The following is a 22,980-nucleotide window of genomic DNA, read 5'->3' on the forward strand; positions in this document are numbered from 1 at the left end:
CGCGTAAGAGATCGGGCCGTCCGGACCTCCGGGCGGCCCTTTTTCTTGCCGGGATTTCACTGGCGCGAACCTCTCCGGTCCGTCAGCCTGCAGGCCACATGAGCCACACCGTCGACACCCTGCCGCTCCGACAAGGACTGGCCCGCGGCTGGACGCCCCGGCACCGCCACGCGGGGGGCTATGCGGCGATCGTGCTGCGCGGCGGCTATCTCGAGGCGGGCGACGCCGGGCGACGCCGGGTCTCTGCCGGGGAGGCTATCCTCCACGACCGCTTCTCGGCCCACGCCAACAGCATCGACGGCCAGGACGTTCAGGTCCTGAACCTGCCGCTGCCCGGCGACCTCGTCTCGCCGGCGCATTTCGTGAAGATCGGCGACATCGACGCCCTCGCCCGGGCAGCCGAAACCAGTCTGCAGGACGCCGTCGATCTTGTGCTGGCCGACCTGAAACCCCTCCCTCCGCCCGCCGCGGACTGGCCGGACCTTCTGGCCGAAGCGCTGCGTTCGCCCTCGCCCGTCGTCCTGGGCGACTGGGCCCGCAACCACGGCCTGGCCCCGGCCACCGTCTCGCGCGGCTTCCGGCAGGCGTTCGGCGTCTCGCCCGTCCGCTATCAGCTCGAGGCGCGCGGCCTGGCCGCCTGGCGAGCCCTGGCGGGGGGACAGCCGCTGGCCGCCCTCGCCGCCGACCTGGGCTTCGCCGACCAGGCCCACATGACCCGGATCGTCTCCGCCCTGACCGGCCGCTCTCCCGGCGCCTGGCGCAGGTCAAATCCGTTCAAGATCGAGGCCGCCGCCTTCGCCTAGATCGGGGGCATGATGAACCGTCGCCAAGCGCTCTTCGCCGCCGTCGCCCTGTCGCTCACGGCCCATGACGCCCTCGCTCGCGCCCCTCAGCCACGAACCCGGTGGAAGGTGCGAACCTCGGAAGGCTTCGACGCCCTCTGCTTCCTGGGACCGTTGTCCGGCAAGCCGTTCTACGCGGACTATTACCGCGAAGAGCTGGCCGCCTTCCTGCCCGGCATGAGTCAGGAGGCGATGGCGGCGCTGGCCTCGCTCTACGAGGAGGCCGACCGCCAGAAGGCGCTGCTGGGCCCCAACCTCTGCACCTATCTGTCCGGCGGGCCGGACGCGACCCTGGACCAGCTGATCGACGCGCTGGAGCAGGCCGAAACGGTGATCAAACCGCCGCTGGACGCCAGCCCCTACGCGCTGAACGCCGAGGAATGGCGCGCCTTCATGGCCCAGCAGCCGCGGGTGCTGATCGTACTGAAGGCCATGCGCGACGCCGGCTTCGGCGCCTTCCGCCGGAAGTACGTCGACGAACGCGCCGCACGCCGCGTCCCGGCCCTCGGCGCCCGCCTGGCCGGCACGGACGTGATCACCGAGCAGGAACGGCTACTGGGCCGCCGGTTCGCCGATCCGTCGCTGGAAGTGATCCTGCTGTATTTCTCCAAGCCGCACGGCATCAAGATCCAGGGGCAGCGCTTCCTGACCCACCTCGACTATCCAGACGAGGCGGTCATCCGGAACGCGGCGCACGAGATGCTGCATCCGCCCTTCCCGATGGACGGTCCCCTGGCGAAATCGGTGATGGCGACGATGAACAGGGACCCGCTGCTGACCCGGGTGCTGGCCGAGCACGACCCGGCCTTCGGCTACAACAGCATGGAAGGCATCCTGAACGAGGATACCGTCCAGGCGCTGGAGCAGATCGTCAGCGAGCGCCTCGGCGTCGCCAAGCCGGCCGGCGAGCGCTGGCGCGCGTCCGACGACGGCATGCACCTGTTCGCCGCGGCCCTGTACGGCATGCTGAAGGCCGACGGTTACGACCGGACCGGCGGAAACATCGAGACCTGGATGGACAAGGCCCTGGCCGCCGGCCGTCTTTCGCCCAAGAGCATCGCCGGCTCGGCGAGCAAGGTGCTGGACCTGCCCGCCGACCAGCTCTGGAAAAAGGCCTAGGCCAGCGCCGCCCTCAGCTTCGCGGCGGTCTCGTCGATCGCCGCGGGCACGCCCGGGCAGAACGGCGCCAGGGTGTAGAAGTCGTGGACGAAGCCGCCGTACTCAAGGTGCTCGGCTTGGCCGCCGGCGGCGTTGATCGCCGCGGCGTAGGCCTTGCCCTCGTCCTTCAGCGGGTCGAATCCCGCGGTCACCACCAGCGCCGGCGCGACGCTGGAGACGTCGGCATGCACCGGCTCGGCGCGGCGCTGCTGCGGATGGCCGGCGGCGGCGAAATGGTCGCCGAACCAGGCCATCACCTCGGCGGTCAGCAGATGCCCCTCGGCCAGGTCGCGGCGGGACTGGGTGTCCTGGGCCATGGCCGTGGCGGGATAGAGCAGCAGCTGGAAGGCCAGTTTCCGCGCCGCGTCATCCTTCAGCTCCAGCGCCACGCAGGCCGACAGATTGCCGCCCGCGGAGCAGCCGCCCACCGAGATGCGCGTCGGATCGAAGCCGATCTCGGCGGCATGATCGAAGGCCCATTTGGTCGCCGCCAGGCCGTCGTCATGCGCGGCGGGGAACGGGTGCTCGGGCGCCAGACGATAGTCGACCGACAGCACCTTCACGCTCGAAGCGGCGGCCAGGCGGCGCAGGAAGCCGTCATGGGTGTCCAGATCGCCGATCACGAAGCCGCCGCCGTGGAAGTAGACCAGGCCCGGGCCGACGGCCGGCGCGCCCTTGGGCGTGTACAGCCGGGCCTTCAGCGGACCGCCGCCGCCCGTGACCTCCAGCTCGCGGACGTCCAGGTCGGTCGGCGCGCCCGCATCGACGCCGACACGCTGGGCGCGATAGCCCTCGCGCAGCACCGCCGGCGGCAGGGTGCTGAGCGGCGGCATCTCGATGGCGTTGGCCGCATCGAGCAGGGCGCGGAAATGGGGATCCATCATCATCGTCTCTCCTAGACCGCCACCACGCCGGCGGAGGCGTCGCCGGCATAAATCGCCTGCACCAGACCGTCCCGGCGCTCGAGGGTCGCGCGCTGGTTCACATAACCCTTGTCGGTGATCTCGCCCGCATCGATCGACGGCGGCTCGGTCATGACCGTGAAACGACCCACGCGACGCGAAGACCCCCCGGCCGTGGCGTTGAACGCCGCCAGCCGCTCCTTCAGGATCGCGGCCAGCTTCTCGAACGGCGTGCCCGGCCCTTCGTCCTGGGCCAGCGCCTGCATGCCGGCCATCGAGGGCCAGAACAGCGCGCCGATGAACGGCTTGTCCTGGCCGGCGATCACGGCGTCCATGACATAGGGGCTGCAGGCGGCGACCAGGTCCGGCCGCAGGGTGCCGACGCTGACCCAGGTGCCGCTGTCGAGCTTGAAGTCCTCGGTCACCCGGCCGTCGAAGACCAGACCCTGGGCCGGGTCGTTCTCGTCGACGAACTTGGCGGCGTCGCCCAGCTTGTAGAAGCCCTCCTCGTCGAAGGCGGCGGCCGTCTTCTCCGGGTCGTTGTGGTAGCCGGAGGTGACCGTCGGCCCCTTCACCCGGACCTCCAGCTTCGAACCATTCGGGACCAGCTTCAGGGTGATGCCCGGCAGGGGCAGGCCGACCAGGCCGACCCGCTCGGTCGCCCAGTGGGTCACGGTGATGCCCTGGGTCTCGGTCGCGCCGTACATGGTGGTCAGCGGGATGCGATGGCCGGTCTCCTCGATCGCCAGCTTCTGAATCCGCTCGTTGACGTCGTCCGACAGCGTCGCGCCGCCGTAGCCCATGTAGCGCATGTTCTTGAAGAACGTCCGCCGCAGGACCGGGTCGGCCTCCATCGCCTCGACCAGCATGCCGAAGGCCACCGGCGCGGAGCCGAACACGATCGGCGAGACCTCGTAGAGGTTCTTGATCGTGGTCTCGAACATGCCGGGGATCGGCTTGCCTTCATCGAGATAGACCGTCCCGCCGCCCCAGAGCACGGCGTTGAAGCCGATGTTGCCCGCGGAGATGTGGCTCCAGGGCATCCACTCCAGGCTCTCGGGAATGAGGTCCGGATCGGGCTCCTCGGCGCGCAGGCCGTCCTGGCCGGCGATGACCCCGGCCATCATGCCGAAGGTCTGGGGCACGCCCTTGGGCATGCCGGTCGAGCCGGAGGTGAACAGGTATTTGGCGACCGTCGCATGACCCAGCGTCTCGCGCGCAGCCTCGACGGCGTCGCCCGGCTGGGTCCCGGCCAGGTCGGCAAAGGCGATCGCGCCCTCGCCGGCGCCGTCGGCGGTGACGAAGACCAGGTCGGGGTTCTGCTCGCGCAGGGTCGCGAAGGCGCGCTCGAACATCGCGCCGGACTGGGCGAAGACCACCTTGGGCCGGACCACCGCCGCGCAGTGCTTCAGCTTGGCGTGGTCGGTGGAGATCAGGCTGTAGGCCGGGCTGATCGGCGCGACGGGCACGCCGGCCGTGTAGCAGCCCAGGGTGACGAGGGCGTGCTCGATGGAGTTGGCGGACAGCACCATCACGCTGTCGGCAGGCGTCAGGCCGCGGTCCAGCAGCGCCTGGGCGAGCCCCTCGGCCGCCCGCAGGGCCTGGCCGTAGGTCACCTGCCGCCAGGGTCCGTGGCCGGGTTCGCGCTGCTTCATCCAGGGTCGATCGGGATGGGCGGCGGCCTTGTCCTTCAGCAGATGGGCGATGGAGCGCGGCCCCTGGCCAGGAGCATGGTTCGAGCGGATCACGAAGGACCCGTCGGCGCGGCGCTCGACGCTGACGTCCGGCCCCTTCATCGGCAACGGCTTGAAGGCGGGTTTCGCGGAAGGCATCGCGGCAGAAGCCGCACCGTCGGGCGGGGTCATCCTGGGTTTCCTGCGGGCTTTGTTATCGTTGTTCTCTTGAGAGTATCCCTGACCTAGGGGGAGTCAAACGCCTGTTGGCTTCACAGTCCCTTCAGCCAGTCCAGCAGCAACCGGTTCACCGGCTCCGGCGCTTCCTGCTGGGTCCAGTGGCCGACGCCGGGCAGGATGTGCGCGCCGCGCAGGTCGGTCATGTGCGGCGCCATGAAGTCCACCGGGTTCACGCCGGGGATCATCTTCAGCACCAGGTCGCGGTCGCCGCCGATGAACAGGCTGGGCTGCTCGATCTTGCGGTCCTTGAAAGCCTGCAGCCAGGCGAAGTCGCGCGGATGGTTGCGGTAGCGGTTCAGCGGGCCGAAAAAGCCGGAACCCTCGAATTCCGCCGTGAAATAGTTCTCGTCCGCCTTGCTGAGCCAGGCCGGGAACGGATCGGGGTCCGGCAGCCGCGCCAGCAGGGTTTCGCCGTGCGCCTTGTCCGCCGGCCAGGTCCCGTCGGGCGCGTCACCGCTGATCGCGTAGTAGAACTTGCGCAGGGAAGCGCGGACGTCGGCTTCCAGCTCGGCCTCGGCCACCCCGACATCCTGGAAGTAGACCTGATAGAAGAAGCGGCCCCTGTCGGTGAAGGCGGCCTTCACCAGATCCAGGAACATCGCCTGCGGCACGCCCGTATAGGGCACCGACAGACCGGCGACGGCGCTCACCCGGTCGGGCCGGGTCAGGGCGGTGTTCCAGACGATCGGCGCCCCCCAGTCGTGGCCGATCAGCACGCCGGTCCCATCCGCCGACAGGTGTTCGATGACCCCCGCCACGTCGGTGGTGATCTGCTCCAGGCTGTAGTCGGAGACCTCGGCCGGCTTGTCCGAACCGCCATAGCCGCGGACGTCGATAGCGCAGACGGTGAAGCCCGCCTCGGCGATCGGCCCGATCTGATGCCGCCAGCTGTACCAGCTTTCGGGGAAGCCATGGACCATGACGACCAGCGGACCGGAGCCCTCGACGACGGCGCGGACCTTGATCCCGTTGGTGGGAATGTCGACGAAGCTCGGCATGGCGTTTCCCTTTGTTTTGCCGGGAGACGATCACGGGCGCCGTCGGGTCAGGCAAGGGGACGCGAGCGGCCGTCGGGCAAGACAATGTTCATGATTTGTACTTGTCAAGATTGCAGGCGCGCGATAGCCTCAATTCATGAGCGAGCCCAAACAACCTGGCGTGGAGGAAGCCTCAACGGTCTACGACGCTGACTACGACAAGCGTTCCGCCGCCGCCGATGCCGACGCCGCCGCGGGACGGGTCGTGCCGCATGAGGAGGTCGCGAAATGGCTTGCGAGCTGGGGCACGCCTAATGAGACGCCTTTGCCGAAGTCGTGGCGACGGTAACCTGGACGATCCAGGCGCTGCAGGATCTGAAGGAAGTCCGGGCCTTCATCGCACAAGAAAGGCCTATCACGGCCGAACGGATCGGCGACCGACTTCGAGCCGCAGCCGCCAAGCTTGACCAGCATCCCAACCGGGGTCGCCCGATTGCAGGAGGTCGTCGCGAACTCTCCCACATCGCGCCCTACCTGATCCGCTATCGCGTCGAGGCCGAACAGATCGTCGTCCTCGAGGTCCGCCACGCCGCCCGCGAAGCAGAGTGACCTACCCCACCATCCGCTCCCGCCCTTCCCAGTAGGGCTTGCGCAGCTCGCGGCGCAGAACCTTGCCCGATGGGTTGCGCGGCAGGACCTCGACCACGTCGATGCTCTTGGGCGTCTTGAAGCCGGCGATCCGTTCGCGGCAGTGGGCGATCAGCTCTTCGGCGCTCACCGCCTGGCCTGGCTTGAACACGACGATGCCCTTCACCGCCTCGCCCCACTTCTCGTCCGGCACGCCGATCACGGCGGCGTCGGCGACGGCGGGGTGGCTGAACAGCGCGTTCTCGACCTCGGCCGGATAGACGTTCTCGCCGCCGCTGACGATCATGTCCTTCACCCGGTCGTGGATGTAGAGGTAGCCCTCCTCGTCGAAGTAGCCGGCGTCGCCGCTGGAGAACCAGCCCTGCGAACAGATGGCCTCGACCGTGGCGTCCGGGCGGTTCCAGTAGCCCTTCATCACCCCCTTGGCGCGGATCTTCACCTCGCCGACCTCGCCCGGCGCGGCGACCTTGCCCTCCGGCGTGATCACCTGGACCTCGAAGCCCGGCCACGGCTTGCCGGCAGACCGCAGCTTGTCGCGCTCGGGCGCATGGTCCTCGGGCGGCAGGTAGGTGGCGCCGCCGATGGTCTCGGTCAGGCCGTAGAGCTGAGTGAAGTCGCTTCCGAACCGCGCCTGGGCCTGGCGAAGCACGGTTTCGGAGATCGGCGAGGCGCCATAGAACACCCGCTCCAGATGACTGAAGTCAGCCTCCTCCACGCCCGGCGTCAGCAGCAGCATGTTGATGATCGTCGGGGCCAGGAAGGCGTAGTTCACCCGCTGGTCCTGCAGCCGCGCCAGGATCTCGACCGGATTGACCTCCCGCGTCAGGATGTTGCGCACCCCCTGCAGCAACGCCAGCAGGCCGCAGTTGGTCCCCGCCACGTGGAACAGCGGCATGACCACCAGATTGGTCTTCTCCGGCTCATAGCGCGCCCAGCCGGCCTCCAGCGCCAGGGCGAACAGGGCCATGAAGTTGGCCTGGGTCAGCTGGACGCCCTTGGGCAGGCCGGTGGTGCCGCTGGTGTAGAGTTGGATGACGTCGTCGTCCGGTCGTGGGGCGAGGTTCGGGTCCTCGGCGGGGTGCTGGCTGATCCAGTCGCGGAAGGCCGGCCAGCGCGGATGGCCCGGCTCGAACTGCACCAGGCCGCGGACGTCCGGCAGGTCGCTGATGATCATGTCGACCACGCCGGCGAAGTCCTGGCCGACGACCAGCAGCTTGGCGCCGGCGTCCCGCAGGATGAAGGCGACTTCCGGCGGGGCCAGCCGCCAGTTCACCGGCGCCAGGGTCACGCGCGCCTTCACCGCCCCGAACCAGAGCACGAAGAAATCGTCGATGTTCTTGGCCAGGACCCCGACCCGGTCGCCGGGCTTCAGCCCCTGGGCCAGCAGCGCCTGGGCGCAGCGGTTCGAGGCCCGGTCGAGTTCGGCGAAGGTCGTCGTCCGCCCCTCGAACCAGATGGCCTCGGCGTTCGGCCGGATCGCCGCCTGCACGCGGGGAACGTCGGCCACGGAATGGATGTCGGAAAGATCGGTCATGTCGCGTCCTGCCCTCGCCGCGCCTCTGCCGGGCGCTGACGGCGGAAAGCATGCCCCAAAAAGCCGAGGCTGCAACCAACCCCCTTTCCGCTGCGGCGATCTGATGGTCTGCTGAGCGCCCTGAGCCCCGGAGCGCCCGTCATGCAGGCAAGCATTCCTCCGCCATCGATCGAGAGCGCCGGCGGCAAGCTCACCGTCCTCGAGTGGACAAGTTCGCTCCCGTTGTACCTGGAGAGCGTCCTCTGGTTCGCGCCGCTCGCGGGTGCGGCCCTGGCGCTATGCTGGTCCTTCGCGCGCTACTATCAGACCGCCGAGCGGGCCTATCAAAAGCAGAAGGCCGCCGGACGATTGTCCGACGGCCTCCGCAATCCGGCTGCTAGCCGCTAGATTCTACTCTGCCGCCTTCGGGGCGTAGCCGAGCATGGCCTTGGTCTCCAGGAACTCGTGGAAGCCGTAGTCGCCCCACTCGCGCCCGTTGCCGCTCATCTTGTAGCCGCCGAACGGCGCCATCAGATCGCCGCCGCCGCCGTTGATCGAGACCTGGCCGGCGCGCAGCTTGGAGGCCACCTCGCGGATCTTGGCCGTGTCCGTGCCCGAGACGTAGGCGGCCAGGCCGTACTCGGTGTCGTTGCCGACATCGACGGCTTCATCCACCGACTGATAGCCCAGGATCGAGACGACCGGGCCGAAGATCTCTTCCTTCGCGATGGTCATCTCGTTGGTGACGTTGGCGAAGACGGTCGGCTTGACGAAGTAGCCCTTGTCCAGGCCGTCCGGACGACCGACGCCGCCGGCGACCAGGGTGGCGCCTTCGTCGATGCCGGCCTGGATCAGCTTCTGGATCTTGTTGAACTGCACTTCCGACACGACCGGACCCATCTGAGCGTTGCCCTTCGGGTCGCCGACGGTGGTGGCTTCAGCGGCGGCCTTGGCGATCTGGATCACCTCGTCCATGCGCGCGCCGGGGACCAGCATGCGGGTCGGGGCGTTGCAGGACTGGCCGGAGTTCATCATCACCGAGCGCACGCCGCCGGTGACGGCCGACTGGAAGTCCGCATCGTCGAGGATGATGTTCGGGCTCTTGCCGCCCAGCTCCTGGGCCACGCGCTTGACGGTCGGGGCGGCGTTCTTGGCCACCTCGATGCCGGCGCGGGTCGAGCCGGTGAAGGAGACCATGTCGATCTCCGGATGGCTCGAGATGGCGGCGCCGACTTCCGGGCCGTCGCCGTTGACCAGGTTGAACACCCCGGCCGGCACGCCGGCGGCATGCAGGATCTCGGTCCAGATGTAGCCCGAGAACGGCGCCACTTCCGACGGCTTCAGCACCATGGTGCAGCCCACGGCGAGGGCCGGGGCGACCTTGCAGGCGATCTGGTTGACCGGCCAGTTCCAGGGCGTGATCAACCCGCAGACGCCGATCGGCTCCTTGACCAGGCGGGTCGGGCCGCGGTCCTCGACGAATTTGAAGCTCTTCAGCACCGCCAGGGCGGTCTGGGTGTGGGCCAGACCCATGGCGGCCTGGGCGCGTTGCGACAGCGAGGCGGGAGCGCCCATTTCCTCGGTGATGGCGTCGGCCATGTCGCCGTAGCGCTTCTGGTACTCGGCGATGATGCGCTCGAGCAGGTCGGCGCGCTCTTCCAGCGAGGTCTGCGAGAAGGTGGCGAACGCCTTGCGGGCGGCCTTGGCGGCCTTGTCCACGTCGGCGGCCGTACCCATCGAAATCTTGCCGGCGACCTCTTCGTTGGCCGGGTTGATGACGTCGAGGGTCTTGGGCTGGATCGGATCGACCCACTGACCGTCGATGTAGAACTTCGTGTAGTCGCGCATCACCGTCTCCCTTGGCGTCATCGGCCTCATCCCGGAGGCTCTTCAAACGATAGTTTAGTTATCAGCATTCAGGTGTGGAAGGGGCCACGTCATCTCTGATGCAGATGAGGCTGTCCGGGGATCGGGCTGCGGGCCTTCAGCACATAGTCCGCACGGATCGAGCCGATGTAGAGGTCGCGCAGATCCTGCCCGCCCCATGTGACGTTCGTAGGATGGTTGACCAGCGCGCCGGACGGATCGTGGAACACGGTCTCCACGCCGCCGGACGGCGTGATCGCCACCACCTTGTTCGCCGCCGGCAGGCAGACCCAGAGATTGCCTTCGGCGTCCAGCCCGACGCCGTCGGTATAGCCCAGGTCCGCCGAGTGGTGGGACGCATGGGCTTCCGCCTCCGCATCGCCGCCCGACAGCAGGCGTCCGAGTTGCGGTCCGTAGCGTTCGCCCGGGCCGAGCTTGCCGCCGGGCAGCACCTCGAACCGCAGGACGTCGGCTCCGCTGGTCTGGGCGCAGTAGAGCCAGCGCTCGTCCGCCGACAACGCCAAGCCGTTGGGAAACTTCAGGGCCTCCGCCACAACGCTCGCGGAGCCGTCCGGACGCAGAACGAACAGAAAGCCGTCGGCGCGGCCGTCCAGGGCCTGGGGCCAGGTCTCGGCGTGGGTGGAGTTGGCGCACCAGATATTCCCGGCCCGGTCGATCACCGGATAATTGGCCGACGTCAGCCGCCGGCCCTCGACCTCTGCCAGCAGGATCTCATGCGCGCCGGTGGTCGGGTCGAACCGCTGCAGCGGCCCTTCCTCCCGGTCATAGATGCCGAAGTTGGCGATCAGGATGCGGTCCTGGCCGTCCATGTTGATCCCGTTGGGCGCCCCGCCCTTCGGTCCCATGCGGGTGAAACTTCCGTCAGGATGAATCTCCGCCACGGCGCACTGGTGGTCCGAGGCGAAGACGCGGCCGTCCCTGCCGACCACCACGTCTTCGGGCCTGTCGATGCCGACCGCGATCTTCCCGAACGCCTCCGTCGCGATCCAGCTCATGACCCCAACCTCCCTATGATCTCGTTGCGATCACCAGAGCACATCGACAGGGCGGACGCCAAAGGCCTCTTCGATCCGGCGGCGGTGCCCGGGCCTGATCCCCTCCGGCAGGGCGTCGGGGGCGAACCACCCGCGGTTCGCGATCTCGCCGCGCGAGGTCGGCTCGCACGGCTCCCAGACCTCGACCCGATAGACCAGGAGGTGATCGCCCGGATAGTTGGCCTCGTTGGAATGAAACGACATCAGCTGCGCGGGAGCGGTCACCCGCACGCCGGCCTCCTCGATCAGTTCGCGGGCGAGCGAGGCTTCGGCCGTCTCGCCCCGCTCCACGCCGCCGCCCGGCAGAAACCAGCCGTCCGTGTAGGTGTGCTCGACCAGCAGGACCCGCCCCTCGGCGTCGATCACCAGGCCGCGCACGCCCAGCGTCAGCCCGCGCGTCGTCCGCTGATGAAGGCGGATCAGCGGCCTGAGGACCGGCTCGATGTGGCGTTTCCAGGACATGGCGCGAGCCTAGTGCGGCGACTTGCGGCGCGCGAGCGCGGAGGCTAAAGCGTCCCCACTGTTTCTACGGGGATCCCCAAATGATCGCGCTGTACACCATCTTCGGCTGGGTCGCCGTTCTCGCCGCCATCAACTTCTTCGAGTTCGGCCGCGTCGACTAGGACGACGACTGAGGCGCGGAGGCGGCCAGGGCCGCCTTCAGCTTCGCGATCGGCACCGGCTTGGCGAACAGCCCATGGAAGCCGGCCTGCCGCAGGGCCCAGCCGCTGATCTGGCGATCGGCGGCCGACATCGCGAACACAGGCGCATCGGCCACGCCGGCCAGCTCCAAGGCGTCTCCCGATTCCAGATAGAGCTCGATCAGCACGGCGGCCCAGGGCCCGCCGGCGAACAGGGCATGCAGCGCCGTCTCCGCCCCCGTCGCCGTCCGGCAGGCGAAGCCCTCCGCCTCGAGCGCCGCGGCCAGTTCCACGCGCGCCGTCGGATCATCGTCGATGACCAGGACCTTGCGGCGCGCCAGCGGCGCCGAAAGGGTGACGGCCCAGGTTCGGTCGCTTCCCGCCGTCGCCGTCAGCCGGACCAGATCCCCCTCCGACTCCGCCTGCAGGCAGATCGAATGCCCCTGCCCGTCGGCCAGCGCGGTTCCCGCCAGCTTGCGTACGGTTTCCAGCAGATGTGCGGGATCGATCTCCCGCGGAACCCTCAAGGCCGGATCGATGCGGGTCGAGACCGAAACCCCGCGTCGCCCGGAAGCCTCCGCCGCTTCATCGACTGCTCGGTCGATCAACTGGAAGAGGTCGCGCGGATCGGGCGCCTTGCGATGCGCCTGCGTGTCCGCTTGATTGCGCGGCATGACCGCGCCGCTGCCGAAACCACCCATGGAAGCAACATCCATTCCTACAGTCTCAGATTGCATCAACAAGGTTGAGACCCTGTGAACGGGGTCGCCCTAATCACAGGCGCGGCCCGCAGAATCGGCCGCGCCCTGGCCGTCGAGGCCGCCCGCGCCGGTTTCGACGTCGCCGTCCATCACCGCAGCTCGTCCGACGACGCCGAAGAGACCGGCGCCATGGTCCGCGCCGAAGGCCGTCGGGCCCTTTTGCTGGACGGCGACCTGACCTCGCCCGACGCCGCCCATCTGATGGCCCGGGCCGAGGCGCTGGGTCCGGTGACCCTGCTGGTCAACAACGCTTCGCTGTTTCTGGATGACCGTTTCGGCACAACCAGCGCCGAGGACATCGACGCCCACATGGCCGTCAACCTGCGCGCGCCGGTGGTGCTCGCCCAGGCCATGGCGGCCAATCTGCAGGCCGATCGCGAAGGACTGATCGTCAATATCGTCGACCAGCGCGTCTGGCGGCCGAACCCGCAGTACTTCAGCTACAGCCTGTCGAAGGGCGCGCTCTGGTACGCGACCCAGACGATGGCCCAGAGCCTGGCGCCCCGCATCCGCGTCAACGCCATCGGGCCAGGCCCGACTCTGGGTTCGGTGCATCAGGCGCCGGGCGTATTCGAGGCGGAAGCCGCCGGCACGCCGCTGGGCCGCCGCGTGGCGCCCGAGGACATCGCCCGTGCGCTTCGGTACCTCATTGACGCAAGGACAGTGACGGGCCAGATGATCGCCGTGGACAGCGGGCAGCATCTGGCCTGGCGCACGCCCGACATCATCGACCCGTAGCGAGGCCCAGTTGGCGGCGTCTCCCCTCATGCTCGACCAGACCCCGGACGGCGCGCCCGCGGCGCGGGTGGTGATCGCCAAGGTCTTCGTGCGCGGCCTGCGCGTGGACGCCGAGGTCGGCGTCTATCATCACGAACGCGGCAAGCTGCAGCCGCTGGTGATCGACGTCGAGCTCGATGTCGCCGCTGTCGGCGCCCAGAAGCTGGCCGACACCCTGAACTATGAGAGCATCCGCGAGAGCGCGAAGATGCTGGCGGCCGACGGGCATATCGAACTGGTCGAGATGTTCGCCGAGCGGCTGGCCCAGCGCTGCTTGGTGGACCCGCGTGTCACCCGGGCCCGGGTCCGGGTGGAGAAGCCGCATGCGCTCGCGCCGGACGCCGAAGCGGCCGGGGTCGAGATCACGGCGGTCCGGGCCTGACGCCCGCCCCATCCCCCACCCCGTCTCACGCCGCGCGCCTGGCGCCGCTGCGTCCCGAAACCACCTGGACGCTCGACGGCGGAGACCTCGTCGAACAGACCGGACGTCGCCTTCGCCGCTGGCCGCTGTCGACCCTGCGCGAGGCGAGGTTCACGGCCTCCGCGGGCGGACGCCGCGCCGCGGTTCTGCGCTTCGCCAGGGGCCGGGCCTTTCTGACCTCCCACAGCTGGGCCGGCCCCGGCCGGTTCGAGGACCGCACCGCGCGCTACGCCGCCTTCCTGCGCACTGTCGCCGCCGCCTCGGCCGAGACGGCGCCTACGGCGCGTTTCACGACCGGCGCTCTGGGCCCCCGTGAGGTCGTGGTCTGGATGGTCGCCCTGCTCGGCGTCGGCGTGGCCGCATTGATGCTGTTCTCGCTGACCGCCGGCGCGGCCGGGCTCGGCGCCGCCTTGGCCGCAAGGCTGCTGTTCGTGCTGATCCTGGTGTTCGCCGCGACGCCCTGGCTGGCGCCGCCGGAGCCGCGGCTCGACCCGTCCGCCCTGCCCTCGGGACTGCTCGGCTGAGGCGTTTGCCATGACGAGGGTTTGCGGTCAGCATGCCCGCCTCGCAGGGGAGCCAGACCATGACCGCCGAGCCCGCCGCCGTCTCCAAGCCGCATGAGGATCGCGTCCTTCCCGCAGTCGTCTACGCCCTATACGTCATCGGCGCCCTGACCGTGCTGGTGACGGTGTTCATCGGCCTGATCATCGCCTACGCCAACCGCGGAACAGCCGGCCCGCGCATGGCGACCCACTACCAGTTCCTGATCCAGACCTTCTGGAAGACCATCTGGTGGTTCATCATCGGGGTCATCGTCGGCGTCGTCGGCCTGATCTTCACCATCACTCTGATCCTGTCGCCGCTCGGCATCCCGATGATGGTCATCGGCTGGGGCGTCGCCGGCCTGGTCGGGCTCTGGTTCTACATTCGCTGCGCGATGGGCCTGATCTACCTGGCGCAGGACGAGGCCTACCCGCGCCCCGACGCCTGGCTGCTTTAGAGGCAGCCGCCGGCTCGAATGCCCAAGGATCGGCCGCCAGGCGACGTCGCCTTCCCCTGGCGGTTGAGGCGCTTTGACCAAGAGCGTTCAACGAACCAGGGTCGCGCCACGTTCGGATCGAGACGGGGGGTCCTGGTCACATGGCGTCGCGGATTCTCAGCCTGTTGCTGGGCGCACTGCTGACGACCGTCGGCTGGGCTTTGGTCGATCCGAAGGGACTGGTCGGCGCAAAGCTGCCCGGCCTCGAACACTTGGGGGCGTTCGAGGGCCATCGGGCTTTCATAGGCTGGGGAGCCGTGGCGCTGGGGGGCGTCGCGATCCTGGCAGCCTTGCTGCGCGACGATCATAAGGGGGCAGGAAGGCGCCGAAATCCGCCGATCGTGGATTTCGGCGCCGACCCCGAACCGTCGACGGCGACCGAACCGGCCGCCGTTGCGGAAGAGCCGGCGACGCCTCTGGGACGTTCGCCGAGCCCCTCCCCGCTCTGGTAGGCCTCAGGCCGGAACCAGCTCGCGGCGCACCAGGCGGGCGTATTCGTCCATCAGCGACAGCGAGATCTCGCCGGGCGTGAAGCGATACTGGCCCACCTCGGCCACCGGCGTCACCTCGGCGGCGGTGCCGACGATGAAGCACTCGGTGAAGTCCGACAGTTCCTCGGGCTTGATGTGCCGCTCGATGACCTGCAGGCCGCGATCCTTGGCCAGGCGGATGACCGTCTGGCGCGTGATGCCGTTCAGGAAGCAGTCCGGCGTCGGGGTGTGGATCGCGCCGTCCTTCACGAAGAACACGTTGGCGCCCGTCGCCTCGGCAACGTAGCCGCGGTAGTCGAGCATCATGGCGTCCGAATAGCCGTCCTTCTCCGCCGCATGCTTGGAGATGGTGCAGATCATGTACAGGCCCGCCGCCTTGGCCGCGACGGGGGCGGTCTCCGGCGAGGGGCGGTTGTACTTGGCCCAGGTGAGGCGGATGCCCTTCTTCTTGGCCTCGGGATCGAAGTAGCTCGGCCAGTCCCACACCGCGATGGCGACGTGGATCTTGGTCTGCTGCGCCGACACGCCGATCATCTCCGACCCGCGCCAGGCAATCGGGCGCAGATAGCAGTCGGTCAGGCCGTTCTTGGCGCAGGTCGCCTTGCAGGCCTCGTCGATCTCGGCCACCGTGTAGGGGATCTTGAAATCGAGGATTTCGGCCGACTTGAAGAAGCGCTCGGTGTGGGCCGTCAGTTCGAAGATCTCGCCGCCGTACATCCGCTCGCCTTCAAACACCGAAGAGGCGTAGTGGAGGCCGTGGGTCAGTACGTGCACCTTCGCCTCGCGCCAGGGCACGAACTGGCCGTCCAGCCAGATCCAACCGTCGCGATCGTCGAAGGGAACGAGAGACATTTCGAAAATTCCTCCTTTCAAGGAAGCGGCGACCTTAGACGCCTCCGCGGCGTCCGCGTCAAACAGAATGGCCTCAAATCACGACCATGTCGGCTGATCCCCGCCTGATCCTGCGCGAAGAGGAGCTCGACTCCGGCCTCGAGCTGATGCTCCTGGCCGAGGCGACCCTGTGGGCGACCGTCGACGCCGCGCTGGAAGCCGAGACCCAGGGCCTGGGCCGCCCGCACTGGCGCGCGGCCTTCCTGCTCCGACGTCGCCCGGGCGTCGGCACGCGCGACCTCGGCCGGCTGACCGGTTTGTCGAAACAGGCCGCCAGCCGCACTCTGAACGACCTGCTGAAGCTCGGCCTGGCCGAGATCGAGAGCGGCGATCTGGACGCCCGGCGGCGCCCGGCTCGCCTGACCGAGGCGGGCCTTGCCTTCGAAGCCCGCATCGCCGAACGGCTGAGAACGCTGCTGGGACGGGCCTATCGCACCGGCGGGCTTGACGGCGTGGCCGGCGCGCGGCGCATTCTGGCCGCTCTGGCGGGGCCGCGCACGGGCGTGGGCCTGCGCCGCGAGGAGACCTGAGGCGTGAGCGGCAGCGACAGACATCTGCTGGTGGTGGACGACGACGACCGGATTCGCGACCTGCTGAAGGAGTTCCTGGCCCGCAGCGGGTTCCGCGTGACCGCAGCTTCGGACGCCGCCGCCGCCTCGCGCCTGATCGACACGCTCGACTTCGACCTCATGGTGCTCGATGTGATGATGCCGGGCGAGGACGGGATCAGTTTCGCCGGCCGCCTGCGCGAGCGCGGCGACTCGGCCGGCGCGACGCCGATCCTGATGCTCACCGCCCGCGGCGAATCGGGCGACCGCATCGCCGGCCTGACCGCAGGGGTCGACGACTATCTGGCCAAGCCCTTCGAGCCGCAGGAACTGCTGCTGCGCATCGAGGCGATCCTCCGTCGCGCCGGGCCGCGCAGCAGCGGACCGACCGTCCTGGGCCTGGGCGCCTGCAGCTTCGACATCGAACGCGGCGAACTGACCCGCGACGGCGCGCCGATCCGTCTGACGGAGGCCGAGGTCGAACTGATGCGCCGCCTGGCGCAGTCCGCCAACGTCGCCGTCGACCGGCTGGAGCTGGCCCGCGACACCGCCGACATCACCGGCCGTGCGGTCGATGTCCAGGTCACGCGCCTGCGCCGCAAGATCGAGGACGATCCGAAGAACCCGCGCTACCTGCAGACCGTCCGGGGCGTCGGCTATCGCCTGGCGCCGGACTGATGGGGACCATCCGTCCGTCATGAAGGTCAGGGCCCTCAAGATCTTCATCCCGCGACAGGTGAAGCGCTGGCTGCCGACTTCGCTGTTCGGGCGCAGCCTGCTGATCATCGTGCTGCCCGTCGCGCTGATGCAGATGGTCGTCACCTGGATCTTCTTCGACGCCCACTGGCAGACGGTGACCAGTCGCCTGTCCGACGGCCTGGCCGGCGACATCGCCTGGGCGGTGGAGAGCTATCAGGAGGACCCGCCCGCCCTGCCCAAGATCGCCGAGCGAGCGGAGCGGTCGATGTCGCTGTCGATCGTGCTGATCGAGGACAAGAAGCTGCCGCCGCAGCGGCCGGCTTCGCTGTACGCCCCGCTCGACAGGGCGCTGGACAAGGCCCTGTCCGACAAGCTTGACGCGCCGTACTGGTTCGACACCGTCCGCTTCCCGGCCTATGTCGACATCCGCGTACAGGTGAAGGACGGCACGCTGCGGATCATCGCGCCGCGCGAGCGCGCCTACGCCACCCAGGGGCATATCTTCGTGTTCTGGATGGCGGCGGCGACCCTGCTGCTGACCACGATCGCCATCCTGTTCATCCGCAACCAGGTCCGGGCCATTGAACGCCTGGCCGACGCGGCGGAAGCCTTCGGCAAGGGCGGCGACGTCGACGAGTTCAAGCCCTACGGCGCCCGCGAGGTTCGCCAGGCGGCGCAGGCCTTCATCGCCATGAAGAACCGGATCGTCCGCCATATCGACCAGCGCACCGCGATGCTGGCCTCGGTCAGCCACGACCTGCGCACGCCCCTGACCCGGCTGAAGCTTGAGCTGGCCCTGGCGGAGCCGTCGAAGCGGGTCGAGGCCATGAAGACCGACCTGGCCGAGATGGAGCACATGATCGACGGCTACCTGGCCTTCGCCCGCGGCGAGGAAGGCGAGGTGCTTGAGCCGACCTCGCTGAAGGACCTGATCGCGGAGGTCGCCGAAGGCGCCGTCCGCGCCGGCGCCAGGGTGACCGTCGAGGCCGACCCAGAACTGGTCCTGCCGGTGCGGCCCAACGCCCTTAAGCGAGCGCTGTCGAACCTGGTCATGAACGCGGCCAGCCACGGCGACCAGGTGGCGGTCTCGGTCGCCTCGACGCCGGCCGGCGGGGTCGAGATCGTCGTCGACGACGACGGACCGGGCATTCCCGAAGCGCGGTACGAAGAAGCTTTCCGCCCCTTCAACCGGCTCGACGAGTCGCGGAACCAGAACGAAAAGGGCGTCGGCCTGGGCCTGGCCATCGCCCGCGACGTGGCCCGTGGACACGGCGGCGACATAACGCTGGATCGCTCGCCGCTGGGCGGACTGAGGGCGGTGGTCAGGCTGCCGGGTTAACCCAGCTCCTTCGACCGCCGCACGGCCGCGGCCACGGCCTTCTCGAGCAGGGGGCCGAAGCCGTCGTCGGCCATCAGGACCTCAAGCGCGGCCTGGGTGGTGCCGCCCGGCGAGGTCACCTGGCGGCGCAGTTCGGCCGGATCCTCGCCGCTGGCGTTCAGCAAGGCCGCGGCGCCGGCGATCGTGGAGCGCGCCAGGGTCTTGGAGACGTCCTCCGACAGCCCCGCGGCGACGCCGGCCGCCTCCAGCGCCTCGACGAAGGCGTACAGGTAGGCCGGGGCTGAACCCGACACGCCGGTCGCGGCGTGCATCAGATCCTCGTCGTCCAGGTCGGCGACGCTGGCCACTGGCGCGAACAGCGCGTGCGCGCGGGCCCGCGCGTCGGGGTCGGCGGCGTAGAGGCTGGCGGTCCCCTGCCCGATCGCCACCGCCGTGGTCGGCATCACGCGGGCGACATGACGGCCGCCGAAGGCCCGGGAGATGTCGGCGGCCGAGACGCCGGCGGCGATCGAGACGATCACGGCGTCAGGAGCCAGATGCGGCGCAGCCTGGGCCGCCGCTTCACGCCAGAGCTGAGGTTTCACCGCCAACAGCACGGTCTTGGCGCGACCGAGCTCCTCGTCCGGCGGATTGACCGCCAGACCGGCCAGGGCCTGCAATTCGGTCGTCGGATGGGGATCCCGCACCATCAGGTCGGACAGGGCGAAAGCGCCGGCCTTGCGCCAGCCGTCGATCAGCGCGCCGCCCATGCGGCCGGCGCCCAGAAGCAGGATCGGGGTCATGCGACCAGTCTACGCCTGTCCGACGGTCTCGAACATGCAGGCGGCCATCGCCTCGTCGGGGGACTTGGCGCCGGCGAGCAGGAAGTCGAAGGCCGGGTAGAAGCGATCCGCCGCCTCGACCGCCGCGTCGATCATCGAGGCCGCCTGGGCCAGCGTCGGGCGTTCGCCGCCCGGCAGGCTCATCGAGTGGCGGAAGACGATCTCGCCGTCCTCGGCCCAGACCTCGAAATGGCCCAGCCAGACGCGCTGGTTGATCAGCGACAGCAGTTCATAGGCCGCCGGGCGCTTGGTCTTGGGCGCGCTGCGACCGATCGACAGGCAGAGCTGGAGGCAGTCGGCTTCCGGCCGCCAGGCGAACCAGAGTTCGTAGTCCTTCCAGTCGCCGCTGAGGGCGAAGGCGAGGTCGCCGTCCTCGGTGCGGTCGAAAGTCAGGTTCTCCGCCGCCAGGACGTGTTCGACGATTTCCAGCGGATCCAGAGCCAGCAGGGCGTCGTCTTCTTCGGGATGCGTGTCCATAAGGCCTATAGCTCCCCCGGTTCGCGACCGGGGCGGGGTAAGCACCCGGCGGCAGCGGCGTCCTGAAATTGGAGCCTAGACTGCTTCGCGCCGGGCGTAAGGGGTGTTCTTGTCGAGGGCGAGCCTTACTCGCCCTTCTTGGCGCCGCTCTTGGACGCACCGGCTTTCAGCTCGGCCACCTCGGCGCGCAGCGCGGCGATCTCGGCCTTAAGGGCGTCCAGGTCGTCGCGACGCACGAGGTCCATCTCGGCGACGAAGCGGTCGGCCTGGGCGCGGAAGGCGGTCTTGGCCTCCTCGCCGGCGCTCTGGGCGACGCCCATCGCGGCCGTGGCCAGCTTGGCGAATTCGTCGAGGATCGGGTTCTGAGTGTGCATCAATGGGTCCTGGCGGGACGCCGAACAGGCGTCAACACCTCCTTAATATGGGAAACCGGGGGTGAAAGCGAAGAGGATCGTCGCTATCACAGGACAACCTGTCCACAAGACGAGGCGCCCGTGCCCTTTCCAGACTTCGATCCGGTGCTCATCCACATCGGCCCGCTGGCCATCCGCTGGTACGCCCTGGCCTATGTCGCCGGCATCCTGCTGGGCTGGCGCTACGCCGTCCGGCTCGTGAAGACGCCCCGGCTGTGGGGCGACCAGAAGCCGACCGCCACGCCGGAGCAGATCGACGACCTGATCCTGTGGCTGACTCTCGGCATCATCGTCGGCGGCCGGCTCGGCTACATCCTGTTCTACTACACCAGCACCCTCTGGGAGGCGCCGCTCTCGATCTTCAAGATCTGGGAAGGCGGCATGAGCTTCCATGGCGGCCTGCTGGGCGTGATCGTGGCGATGATCTTCTTCGCCCGCGCCAACAAGATCGACCTGTTCAAGCTCGGCGACCTGGTCGCGCCGGCGGTTCCGTTCGGCGTGTTCTTCGGCCGGATCGCCAACTTCATCAACGGCGAGCTGTGGGGCCGCCAGACCACCGCCCCCTGGGGCGTGATCTTCCCCGCCGGCGGCCCCTATCCCCGCCACCCGAGCCAGCTCTACGAAGCCCTGCTGGAGGGCGTGCTGCTGTTCGTCATCCTGTGGTTCGCGGTCCATAAGAAGCTGTGGCTGCAGCGGCGCGGCGTCGTCGCCGGCCTGTTCCTGGCCGGATACGGCCTGTTCCGCCTCTCCCTGGAATGGGTGCGCGAGCCCGATCGCCAGATGCCCGAGTTCCTGCAGTCCTTCCTGACCATGGGGATGCTGCTGTCGCTCCCCATGCTGCTCTTCGGCGCCTGGATGGTCTGGCGTGGCCTGAAGGAACCCATCGCCCCCGCCGTCCCCGAGAAGGCCGAAGCCTAAGACACGACCATGAGTTTGCTTGACCGACTGAAGGCGGAGATCGCGGCGACCGGCCCGATCTCCGTCGCCGAGTACATGACCCGCTGCCTGCATGACCCGCAGGACGGCTACTACGCCACCCGTCCGGCCCTGGGCGAAGCGGGCGACTTCATCACCGCGCCGCTGATCAGCCAGATGTTCGGCGAGCTGCTGGGCCTTTGGGCCATCGAGACCTGGAGCCGCCTGGGCAAGCCGGCCGCGTTCCGGCTGGTCGAGATGGGGCCCGGCGACGGGACGCTGATGAGCGACCTGTTGCGGGCGGTGCGGCTGGTCCCCGACTTCGTCGCGGCCGCCGACCTGTGGCTGATCGAAACGTCCGGCCCGCTCGTCGCGGCGCAGAAGGACAGGCTGGCCGGCGCCGCGCTGACGCCGCGCTGGGCGGCCTCGATCGAGGAGCTCCCCGCCGGCGCGCCGGTGATCCTGATCGCCAACGAACTGCTCGACTGCCTGCCCGCGCGGCAGTTCGTCCAAGCCGGCGAGGACGGCTGGGTCGAGCGGCTGGTGGGCTTGGGTCCCGACGGCGAGCTGGCCTATGGCCTCGCTCCGGCGCCCGACGGCGCGACGCCCACGCCGGGCGGCATGATCCTGGAGGTCTCCGCCGCACAGGAGGCCCTGGGCGCGACGCTGGGTGGCCTGATCGCCCGCGAAGGCGGGGCGGCGCTGCTCATCGACTACGGCCGCGACAAGCCGGAGTTCGGCGACACCCTCCAGGCCCTGCGACGGCACGAGAAAGTCGATCCACTGACCTTCCCCGGCGAGGCTGACCTGACCGTCTACGCCGACTTCCCGACCGTGCGCGACGCCGCCCGTCAGGCCGGCGCCCGCGCGACCGACGCCATGCCGCAGGGTCTGTTCCTCGGCATGCTCGGGATTCAGCATCGGGCCGAGGCCCTGATGGCCGCCCGCCCCGACCGCGCCGAGGTGGTCCGCCGTCAGCTGGCGCGCCTGGTCGCGCCCGACCAGATGGGCGAGTTGTTCAAGGTCGCGACCATCCACTCGGACATGCTGATCCCGGTCGGTTTCGAGGCCCAGGAATGAGCAAGCTTCCTACCCTGCACAGCCCGCTTCTGTCGGCTCTGCCCGGCGTGAAGCACGCCTTCTTCACCCGTCAGGGCGGCGCGTCGAGGGGCGTCTACGACAGTCTCAACATCGGCCGCGGCTCCAAGGACGAACCAACCGACGTCGAGGAGAACCGCCGCCGGGTCGCCGACTGGTTCGGCCTGATGCCCGACGCGCTGAACACCTGCTACCAGATCCATTCCGCCAAGGCCGTCGCGGCGGAAGCCCCCTGGGGAGCCTATCGCCCACAAGCCGACGGCGTCGTCACCAACTGGCCGTCCATCGCCTGCGGAGCCCTGGCCGCCGACTGCGCGCCGGTGTTGCTGGCGGACGCGGAGGCCCGGGTCGTCGGCGCCTGCCACGCCGGCTGGCAGGGCGCGCTGGGCGGCATCGTCGCCGGCACGGTGGAGCAGATGGCCCGCCTGGGCGCCAATCCCGCCCGCATCGTCGCGGCCGTTGGCCCCTGTATCGGCCAGGCGTCCTACGAGGTCGGCCTGGAGTTCCTCGAGCGGTTCGAGGGCGAGCGTCCCGGTTCGGCGAAGTTCTTCGCCCCCGGTCAGGCGGTCGACAAGCGCCAGTTCGACCTCCCCGGGTTCGTGCTGGAGCGGTTGGCCGAGGCGGGTGTGGCCCAGGCGGAGTGGGTCGGCCGCGACACCTGCGCCGAGCCGGACTGGTTCTTCTCCAACCGCCGGGCGTTCAAGCAGGGCGAGCCGGACTACGGCCGCCTGGTCAGCGCGATCATGCTGACCTGAACCCAGCCGGGTCCTCGCGC

General features: G+C 69.1%; 28 protein-coding genes. 16 read left to right on the top strand and 12 right to left on the bottom strand.

Annotated features, from left to right (window positions below):
• Positions 1 to 98 precede the first annotated feature (98 nt).
• Positions 99 to 803, top strand: coding sequence for a helix-turn-helix domain-containing protein (locus CSW64_RS17585; RefSeq protein WP_099623317.1), 705 nt, complete (start codon positions 99 to 101; stop codon positions 801 to 803).
• A 9-nt stretch (positions 804 to 812) separates the two neighbouring features.
• Positions 813 to 1,961, top strand: a complete 1,149-nt coding sequence (locus CSW64_RS17590; protein WP_099623318.1) for a hypothetical protein — start codon at positions 813 to 815, stop codon at positions 1,959 to 1,961.
• Here CSW64_RS17590 and CSW64_RS17595 read toward each other — a convergent pair.
• The 3 genes from CSW64_RS17595 to CSW64_RS17605 all read right to left on the bottom strand — a co-directional run bounded on the left by CSW64_RS17595 (position 1,958) and on the right by CSW64_RS17605 (position 5,813).
• On the bottom strand, positions 1,958 to 2,887 hold the full coding sequence (locus tag CSW64_RS17595; protein WP_099623319.1) for an alpha/beta hydrolase: 930 nt from the start codon (positions 2,885 to 2,887) through the stop codon (positions 1,958 to 1,960). The genes CSW64_RS17590 and CSW64_RS17595 overlap by 4 nt on opposite strands.
• Before the next feature lie 8 nt (positions 2,888 to 2,895).
• Entirely contained in the window at positions 2,896 to 4,767 is a 1,872-nt protein-coding gene (locus CSW64_RS17600) for an AMP-binding protein (protein ID WP_099623320.1), read from the bottom strand.
• 80 nt (positions 4,768 to 4,847) lie between these two features.
• Positions 4,848 to 5,813, bottom strand: a complete 966-nt coding sequence (locus CSW64_RS17605; RefSeq protein WP_099623321.1) for an alpha/beta fold hydrolase — start codon at positions 5,811 to 5,813, stop codon at positions 4,848 to 4,850.
• A 136-nt stretch (positions 5,814 to 5,949) separates the two neighbouring features.
• On the opposite strand from CSW64_RS17605, the gene CSW64_RS17610 reads away from it, so the two are divergent.
• The gene (locus tag CSW64_RS17610) at positions 5,950 to 6,141 is read left to right on the top strand and encodes an antitoxin (RefSeq protein WP_216361203.1); all 192 of its coding nucleotides are present in this window, start codon (positions 5,950 to 5,952) and stop codon (positions 6,139 to 6,141) included.
• Positions 6,129 to 6,401 carry a type II toxin-antitoxin system RelE/ParE family toxin gene (locus CSW64_RS17615; protein ID WP_099623322.1) on the top strand — a complete coding sequence of 91 codons (273 nt, stop codon included), beginning with the start codon at positions 6,129 to 6,131 and terminating at the stop codon, positions 6,399 to 6,401. The genes CSW64_RS17610 and CSW64_RS17615 overlap by 13 nt, the downstream gene beginning before the upstream one ends.
• 1 nt (position 6,402) lies before the next feature.
• Here CSW64_RS17615 and CSW64_RS17620 read toward each other — a convergent pair whose 3' ends face one another.
• On the bottom strand, positions 6,403 to 7,974 hold the full coding sequence (locus CSW64_RS17620; protein ID WP_099623323.1) for a long-chain-fatty-acid--CoA ligase: 1,572 nt from the start codon (positions 7,972 to 7,974) through the stop codon (positions 6,403 to 6,405).
• A gap of 141 nt (positions 7,975 to 8,115) precedes the next feature.
• On the opposite strand from CSW64_RS17620, the gene CSW64_RS17625 reads away from it, so the two are divergent.
• Positions 8,116 to 8,361: a hypothetical protein gene (locus CSW64_RS17625; RefSeq protein WP_099623324.1), complete on the top strand. Its 246-nt coding sequence runs from the start codon at positions 8,116 to 8,118 to the stop codon at positions 8,359 to 8,361.
• Between the two features lie 3 nt (positions 8,362 to 8,364).
• Here CSW64_RS17625 and CSW64_RS17630 read toward each other — a convergent pair whose 3' ends face one another.
• From CSW64_RS17630 to CSW64_RS17645, 4 genes are all read right to left on the bottom strand, one after another.
• Complete coding sequence (locus CSW64_RS17630) at positions 8,365 to 9,801, bottom strand: aldehyde dehydrogenase family protein (protein ID WP_099623325.1); 1,437 nt, start codon at positions 9,799 to 9,801, stop codon at positions 8,365 to 8,367.
• An 89-nt stretch (positions 9,802 to 9,890) separates the two neighbouring features.
• Positions 9,891 to 10,835 (bottom strand): SMP-30/gluconolactonase/LRE family protein, encoded by a 945-nt coding sequence (locus tag CSW64_RS17635; protein ID WP_099623326.1) that lies wholly within the window; start codon positions 10,833 to 10,835, stop codon positions 9,891 to 9,893.
• Between the two features lie 30 nt (positions 10,836 to 10,865).
• Complete coding sequence (locus CSW64_RS17640) at positions 10,866 to 11,336, bottom strand: NUDIX domain-containing protein (RefSeq protein WP_099623327.1); 471 nt, start codon at positions 11,334 to 11,336, stop codon at positions 10,866 to 10,868.
• A gap of 157 nt (positions 11,337 to 11,493) precedes the next feature.
• Positions 11,494 to 12,216, bottom strand: a complete 723-nt coding sequence (locus tag CSW64_RS17645; RefSeq protein ID WP_099623328.1) for a response regulator — start codon at positions 12,214 to 12,216, stop codon at positions 11,494 to 11,496.
• Positions 12,217 to 12,270: 54 nt separating this feature from the next.
• On the opposite strand from CSW64_RS17645, the gene CSW64_RS17650 reads away from it, so the two are divergent.
• The 5 genes from CSW64_RS17650 to CSW64_RS17670 all read left to right on the top strand — a co-directional run bounded on the left by CSW64_RS17650 (position 12,271) and on the right by CSW64_RS17670 (position 14,965).
• Complete coding sequence (locus CSW64_RS17650) at positions 12,271 to 13,014, top strand: SDR family oxidoreductase (RefSeq protein WP_099623329.1); 744 nt, start codon at positions 12,271 to 12,273, stop codon at positions 13,012 to 13,014.
• Positions 13,015 to 13,042: 28 nt separating this feature from the next.
• Complete coding sequence (folB, locus tag CSW64_RS17655; protein ID WP_099623330.1) at positions 13,043 to 13,435, top strand: dihydroneopterin aldolase; 393 nt, start codon at positions 13,043 to 13,045, stop codon at positions 13,433 to 13,435.
• A gap of 359 nt (positions 13,436 to 13,794) precedes the next feature.
• Positions 13,795 to 13,998 (top strand): hypothetical protein, encoded by a 204-nt coding sequence (locus CSW64_RS17660; RefSeq protein ID WP_099623331.1) that lies wholly within the window; start codon positions 13,795 to 13,797, stop codon positions 13,996 to 13,998.
• 59 nt (positions 13,999 to 14,057) lie between these two features.
• Complete coding sequence (locus tag CSW64_RS17665; protein WP_099624324.1) at positions 14,058 to 14,474, top strand: DUF4870 family protein; 417 nt, start codon at positions 14,058 to 14,060, stop codon at positions 14,472 to 14,474.
• Between the two features lie 140 nt (positions 14,475 to 14,614).
• Complete coding sequence (locus CSW64_RS17670; RefSeq protein WP_099623332.1) at positions 14,615 to 14,965, top strand: hypothetical protein; 351 nt, start codon at positions 14,615 to 14,617, stop codon at positions 14,963 to 14,965.
• Positions 14,966 to 14,968: 3 nt separating this feature from the next.
• Here CSW64_RS17670 and CSW64_RS17675 read toward each other — a convergent pair whose 3' ends face one another.
• Positions 14,969 to 15,856 carry a branched-chain amino acid aminotransferase gene (locus CSW64_RS17675; protein WP_099623333.1) on the bottom strand — a complete coding sequence of 296 codons (888 nt, stop codon included), beginning with the start codon at positions 15,854 to 15,856 and terminating at the stop codon, positions 14,969 to 14,971.
• Between the two features lie 86 nt (positions 15,857 to 15,942).
• On the opposite strand from CSW64_RS17675, the gene CSW64_RS17680 reads away from it, so the two are divergent.
• Genes CSW64_RS17680 through CSW64_RS17690 form a run of 3 tightly spaced genes read left to right on the top strand, consistent with a single transcriptional unit; the run spans position 15,943 to position 18,481 of the window.
• Positions 15,943 to 16,425: a MarR family winged helix-turn-helix transcriptional regulator gene (locus CSW64_RS17680; protein ID WP_099623334.1), complete on the top strand. Its 483-nt coding sequence runs from the start codon at positions 15,943 to 15,945 to the stop codon at positions 16,423 to 16,425.
• Between the two features lie 3 nt (positions 16,426 to 16,428).
• Positions 16,429 to 17,121, top strand: a complete 693-nt coding sequence (locus CSW64_RS17685; RefSeq protein WP_099623335.1) for a response regulator — start codon at positions 16,429 to 16,431, stop codon at positions 17,119 to 17,121.
• Between the two features lie 19 nt (positions 17,122 to 17,140).
• Positions 17,141 to 18,481 (top strand): ATP-binding protein, encoded by a 1,341-nt coding sequence (locus CSW64_RS17690; RefSeq protein ID WP_099623336.1) that lies wholly within the window; start codon positions 17,141 to 17,143, stop codon positions 18,479 to 18,481.
• On the opposite strand, the gene proC is transcribed toward CSW64_RS17690, so the two are convergent.
• From proC to CSW64_RS17705, 3 genes are all read right to left on the bottom strand, one after another.
• Positions 18,478 to 19,263, bottom strand: a complete 786-nt coding sequence (gene proC, locus CSW64_RS17695) for a pyrroline-5-carboxylate reductase (protein WP_099623337.1) — start codon at positions 19,261 to 19,263, stop codon at positions 18,478 to 18,480. The genes CSW64_RS17690 and proC overlap by 4 nt on opposite strands.
• A gap of 9 nt (positions 19,264 to 19,272) precedes the next feature.
• Positions 19,273 to 19,779 (bottom strand): type III secretion system chaperone family protein, encoded by a 507-nt coding sequence (locus CSW64_RS17700; protein WP_099623338.1) that lies wholly within the window; start codon positions 19,777 to 19,779, stop codon positions 19,273 to 19,275.
• 125 nt (positions 19,780 to 19,904) lie between these two features.
• A complete protein-coding gene (locus tag CSW64_RS17705; RefSeq protein WP_099623339.1) occupies positions 19,905 to 20,153 on the bottom strand; it encodes an accessory factor UbiK family protein in 249 nt (82 codons plus the stop codon).
• A gap of 120 nt (positions 20,154 to 20,273) precedes the next feature.
• Between CSW64_RS17705 and lgt the strand changes: the two genes are divergently transcribed.
• Genes lgt through pgeF form a run of 3 tightly spaced genes read left to right on the top strand, consistent with a single transcriptional unit; the run spans position 20,274 to position 22,960 of the window.
• Positions 20,274 to 21,110, top strand: coding sequence for a prolipoprotein diacylglyceryl transferase (gene lgt / locus CSW64_RS17710; protein ID WP_099623340.1), 837 nt, complete (start codon positions 20,274 to 20,276; stop codon positions 21,108 to 21,110).
• A gap of 9 nt (positions 21,111 to 21,119) precedes the next feature.
• Complete coding sequence (locus tag CSW64_RS17715) at positions 21,120 to 22,187, top strand: class I SAM-dependent methyltransferase (RefSeq protein ID WP_099623341.1); 1,068 nt, start codon at positions 21,120 to 21,122, stop codon at positions 22,185 to 22,187.
• Entirely contained in the window at positions 22,184 to 22,960 is a 777-nt protein-coding gene (gene pgeF / locus CSW64_RS17720; RefSeq protein WP_099623342.1) for a peptidoglycan editing factor PgeF, read from the top strand. Before CSW64_RS17715 ends, pgeF begins: the two co-directional genes overlap by 4 nt.
• The last annotated feature ends 20 nt before the right edge of the window (positions 22,961 to 22,980 follow it).

The sequence above is a fragment of the Caulobacter mirabilis genome (assembly GCF_002749615.1).
Lineage (GTDB): Bacteria > Pseudomonadota > Alphaproteobacteria > Caulobacterales > Caulobacteraceae > Caulobacter > Caulobacter mirabilis.